General features: G+C 72.9%; 3 protein-coding genes and 1 pseudogene. 2 read left to right on the plus strand and 2 right to left on the minus strand.

Going from position 1 to position 4,563, the window contains the following annotated elements; genetic code table 11:
• Positions 1 to 261: 261 nt before the first annotated feature.
• Together DQW85_RS27080 and DQW85_RS27085 are read right to left on the minus strand one after the other, a co-directional pair.
• Positions 262 to 909: a response regulator gene (locus DQW85_RS27080; protein ID WP_113702743.1), complete on the minus strand. Its 648-nt coding sequence runs from the start codon at positions 907 to 909 to the stop codon at positions 262 to 264.
• Between the two features lie 65 nt (positions 910 to 974).
• A complete protein-coding gene (locus DQW85_RS27085; RefSeq protein ID WP_113702744.1) occupies positions 975 to 2,114 on the minus strand; it encodes a sensor histidine kinase in 1,140 nt (379 codons plus the stop codon).
• A gap of 95 nt (positions 2,115 to 2,209) precedes the next feature.
• Between DQW85_RS27085 and ggt the strand changes: the two genes are divergently transcribed.
• Together ggt and DQW85_RS27095 are read left to right on the plus strand one after the other, a co-directional pair.
• Positions 2,210 to 3,958 carry a gamma-glutamyltransferase gene (ggt, locus tag DQW85_RS27090; RefSeq protein WP_113702745.1) on the plus strand — a complete coding sequence of 583 codons (1,749 nt, stop codon included), beginning with the start codon at positions 2,210 to 2,212 and terminating at the stop codon, positions 3,956 to 3,958.
• A 143-nt stretch (positions 3,959 to 4,101) separates the two neighbouring features.
• Positions 4,102 to 4,563: pseudogene (locus tag DQW85_RS27095) on the plus strand (AAA family ATPase); the annotation flags it as partial.

Raw genomic sequence — 4,563 nt, forward strand, 5'->3', positions numbered from 1 at the left:
CGCCCCCCGCGCCGGGTTCCGGGCCTCTGCCGGTCAGGCCGGCGAGCAGGCCGCCCTGCACCGCCGTGCACGACGCGCTGCCCGCCACCAGCCCGGCGGCGAGGCCCGTGGCGAGCAGAGTGGCCGCCTCCACGCTCAACAGCCGCGCCCCTCTCGACGACGTCCTTACGCGCAACCTAACGTCGCCCGCCGGATGCGGCCAGTAACAGTGTCTTCACCTCCTGTGCCGTTCATGTCGCGACCAACGGGGTCGTCCGCCTGTCAGAGCCAGCCCGGGCGGACGAGGCCGGTCTCGTAGGCGACGACGACGAGCTGGGCGCGGTCGCGGGCCTGGAGCTTGGTCATGGCCCTGCTCACGTGGGTCTTGGCCGTCGCCGGCGACATGAAGAGCCGGGCCGCGATCTCGTCGTTCGTCAGGCCCGCGCCCACCAGGGCCAGGACCTCGCGTTCGCGGTCGGTGAGCTGGTCCAGGGCGTGGGCCGAGAGCGGCTCCTTGGCGCGCGAGGCGTACTCGGCGATCAGGCGGCGTGTCACGCTCGGGGAGAGCAGTGCCTCGCCCGCCGCCACGACCCGCACCGCCTGGATCAGCTCGGCGGGCTCGGTGTCCTTGACCAGGAAGCCGCTGGCGCCGCCGCGCAGGGCCTCGAAGACGTACTCGTCGAGCTCGAACGTGGTCAGGATGATGACGCGCGGCCCCTCGGGCATCCGGCGGGTGGCCTTGAGACCGTCGGTGCCCGGCATGCGGATGTCCATCAGCACCACGTCGGGCCGCAGCTCGCAACACAGGCGCACCGCCTCGGCCCCGTCGGCGGCCTCGGCGACCACGGTCATGTCCGGCTGGGCGTCGAGCAGGGCCTTGAAACCGGCGCGGACGAGGGCCTGGTCGTCGGCCAGCAGTACGTTGATCACGGCGTCTCCTTCGGGAGGATCACGGCGTCTCCTTGGGGAGGGTCACGGGGTCTCCTTGGGGAGGGTCACGGGGTCTCCTTGGGGAGGGGGAGGCGGGCCGAGACCTGGAAGCCGGTGCCGGAGGGGCCGGCGGACAGCGTGCCGCCCAGGGCGGAGGCGCGTTCGCGCATGCCGGCGATGCCGTTGCCGCTGCCCTGCCCGGACAGCACGGCCGGCGTGGTCGCGCCGGTGTCGGTGACCTGGACGGCCAGCTCCCGGGGGCCGTACTCCAGCCGGACCCGCACCCGGGAGCCGGGGGCATGGCGGGCGGCGTTCGTGAGCGACTCCTGGACGATGCGGTAGGCGGCCCGCTCCACCTGCGGCGGCAACGGCCGTGAGGCGGCGCTCCCCGGTGTCCCGTCCGGACCGGCGCGTTCCAGTGTGACGTCCAGGCCGGAGCGTTCGGTCAGCTCGTCGAGGCGGTCGAGACCGGCCGTCGGGTGGCGCGGGGCGCCCTCCCGCAGGACGTCCAGGACCGAGCGCATCTCGCCGAGCACCTCCTTGGAGGCCGACTTGATCGTGGCCAGCGCGGTGCGGGCCTGGTCGTGGTTGTCATCGATGAGGTGGAGCGCGGTGGAGGCCTGGACGTGGATGAGCGAGATGTTGTGCGCGAGCACGTCGTGCAGTTCCCGGGCCATGGTCAGGCGCTCCTCGCTGGCCTGCCGCCTCGTCTCCTCCTCCGCCGCCCGCTGCTGCTGCGCGCGCCGTTCGCGGACGATCGCGGCCAGCTCGGCCATCACCATGACGAGCAGGATGAACGCGGTGATGGCCAGGTCGTGGAAGATACCGACCGGCCGCGGGTTGCCCAGGTAGCCGTACGCCAGGAAGACCGCCCAGGTGACCCCGGCCAGGCACCACGCGGCCAGCCGCCGTCCCCCCAGCACCAGCGAGAACAGCACGACGACCGGCGCCAGGTAGACCGGCCCGAGGGGGTAGCCGAGCCACGTGTACGCATAAGTCGCCAGCAAGGCGACGGCAGCCGATATAAGGGGAAATTTCCGTCGCACTGCCAGCGCCGCCGGCCCCACCAGCAGCAGCCCGTACCCCAGCGAATCCAGCGGCTCCCTGAACGCCTGCTGCCCATAGGCGGCCCCCTGCGACAGCACCACCTGCGCCAGCGCCACGCCGGCGGCGGCGTAAGGGTCGAACCCGGGCTTCACGCGCACGTGGCCACGCTAGATCACCCCCTTTGACCTGCGCATCCCCCGGCTGGAGGAGGGGGCCCTACCACGATGGGCGTAGCTGGGCCATGGTGGACACTATGCGGAGTGTGATTGCCCTCACAGCAGCAATCCTCGTCACGCCGGCCCTCACCTCGCCGGCGACGGCCCAGCGTCACCCGTCCGAGCAGAACAGACCGAAGGTCCCCGTCGCCGAGGGGTACGGCGGCGCGGTCGCCACCGTCGACCTCGACGCGAGCAGGGCGGCCATCGCCGTGCTCAGGGAGGGCGGCAACGCCATCGACGCCGCGGTCGCCGCCGGAGCCGTGCTCGGCGTCACCGAGCCCTACTCCGCGGGCCTGGCGGGCGGCGGTTTCCTCGTCCACTACGACGCCAGGAACCGTAAGGTCCACACCATCGACGGCCGCGAGACCGCGCCGAAGGCCATGACGGCGTCCACGTTCGAGGGCATCCCGTTCGAGGAGGGCGTCACCAGCGGCCTGTCGGCGGGCGTGCCGGGCACGGTCGCGCAGTGGGACCTCGCGCTGCGCAGGTTCGGCACGATCTCGCTGAAGCAGGCGCTCCAACCGGCCATCCAGGTCGCCGACCAGGGCTTCGTCGTCGACCAGACGTTCGCCGACCAGACCAGGCTGAACCAGGCCAGGTTCAAGGACTTCACCTCGACCGCCAAGCTCTACCTGCCGGGCGGCGCGCCGCCGCCCGTCGGCTCCGTCTTCAAGAACCCCGAGCTCGCCGACACCTACCGCGAGCTTGCCAGGCGCGGCCCCGCCTGGCTGTACGGAGGGCAGCTCGGCAGGGAGATCGTCGCCACGGTCAAGCAGCCGCCGGTCGTCCCGGGCGCCACCCGCAAGGTCAGGCCCGGCCTGATGGAGGAGGCGGACCTGCGGTCCTACCGGGCGCTGATGCGCGAGCCGACGCGCGTCGACTTCCAGGGCCTGCGGGTCTACGGCATGGCGCCCCCGTCGTCCGGCGGCTCGACCGTGGGGGAGGCGCTGAACATCCTTGACGCGCTGCCCCAGGTCGGGCTGCACGAGTACCTGGAGGCGTCGCGCCTGGCCTTCGCCGACCGCAACAAGTACGTCGGTGATCTGCCCGGCGTTCCGCTGAAGGCACTGCTGTCCGACGGCTTCGCCAAGGAACGCGCCTGCCTGATCGGCGACCGCGCGCTGGCGCACCCGGCCGCCCCTGGTGAGCCGGACGGCGACTACGACCCGTGCGCGAACCCGACCGGCGCCTCCAGGCCGACCGTGGCCGAGGGGCCGGAGACCACCCACCTCGTCGTGGCCGACCGCTGGGGCGACGTCGTCGCCTACAACCTTACGATCGAGTCGACCGGCGGCAACGGCATCGTGGTGCCCGGACGCGGGGTCCTGCTCAACAACGAGCTGACCGACTTCACCTTCGGCCCGGCTCCGGGGGACCCCAACCTGCCCGGCCCCGGCAAGCGTCCGCGCTCGTCGATGGCGCCCACGATCGTGTTCGACGACGGCCGCCCGGTGCTCGCGGTCGGGTCCCCCGGCGGGGCGACCATCATCACGACCGTGCTGCAGATCCTCGTCAACCGCTACGAGTGGGGCATGACCCTGCCCGAGGCGCTGGTGGCCCCCCGGGCGTCGCAGCGCAACGGCGCCCAGACCCAGGCCGAGCAGGCGTTCCTCGACGCCCACCGCACGGAGCTGGAGAGCCGTGGGCACAGCTTCGCCGTGACGGCGGAGATCGGCGCCGCCACCGCCCTGGAGCTCCTGGGCCGGGGCAGGGTGCAGGCCGTGGCCGAGCCGACCAGGCGCGGCGGCGGCAGCGCGCTGGTGGTCAGGCCGGCTCCCCGATAAGAGCCCGGGCGCACGCGGAGCGAACCATACTTGTCGTGGAACGGCGGTGAGTGGAACCAGGAGACTGCGACATGTCGCTCGGCCATGACGGTGATTCCCCCTCGTTGCAGCGACGCCTCCACGAGGCGCGGAGCCGTGCTTTCGTGGGAAGGGAAGAGGAGCTGGCGCTCTTCCGTTCGGCCCTGCGCGCCGACTCCTGGTCGGTGCTGTACGTCCACGGGCCGGGCGGCATCGGCAAGTCGGCGCTGCTGCGCCGGTTCGAGATCGAGGCGCGGGCCGCGGGGCGGAGTGTGGTGCACGTCGACGGGCGCACCATCGAGCCGTCGCCCGCCGCGTTCGAGGCGGAGGCCGCGGCGGTGCTCGGTGACGAGCGGGCGGTGCTGCTGGTCGACACCTTCGAACGGTGCCAGGGTCTGGAGGGCTGGCTACGCGAGCAGTTCCTGCCCCGGGTGCCGCTCGGGGCGCTGGTCGTGGTGGCCGGCCGGACCCCGCCCGACCTGCGCTGGCAGGCCGACGAGGGCTGGACGCAGGCGCTGCGCGTGACGGCGCTGCGCGACCTCGGCACGGCGGAGGCGACGGCCCTGCTGGACGCGCGGGGAGTGGCC

This window comes from Nonomuraea lactucae (assembly GCF_003313395.1).
GTDB lineage: Bacteria > Actinomycetota > Actinomycetes > Streptosporangiales > Streptosporangiaceae > Nonomuraea > Nonomuraea lactucae.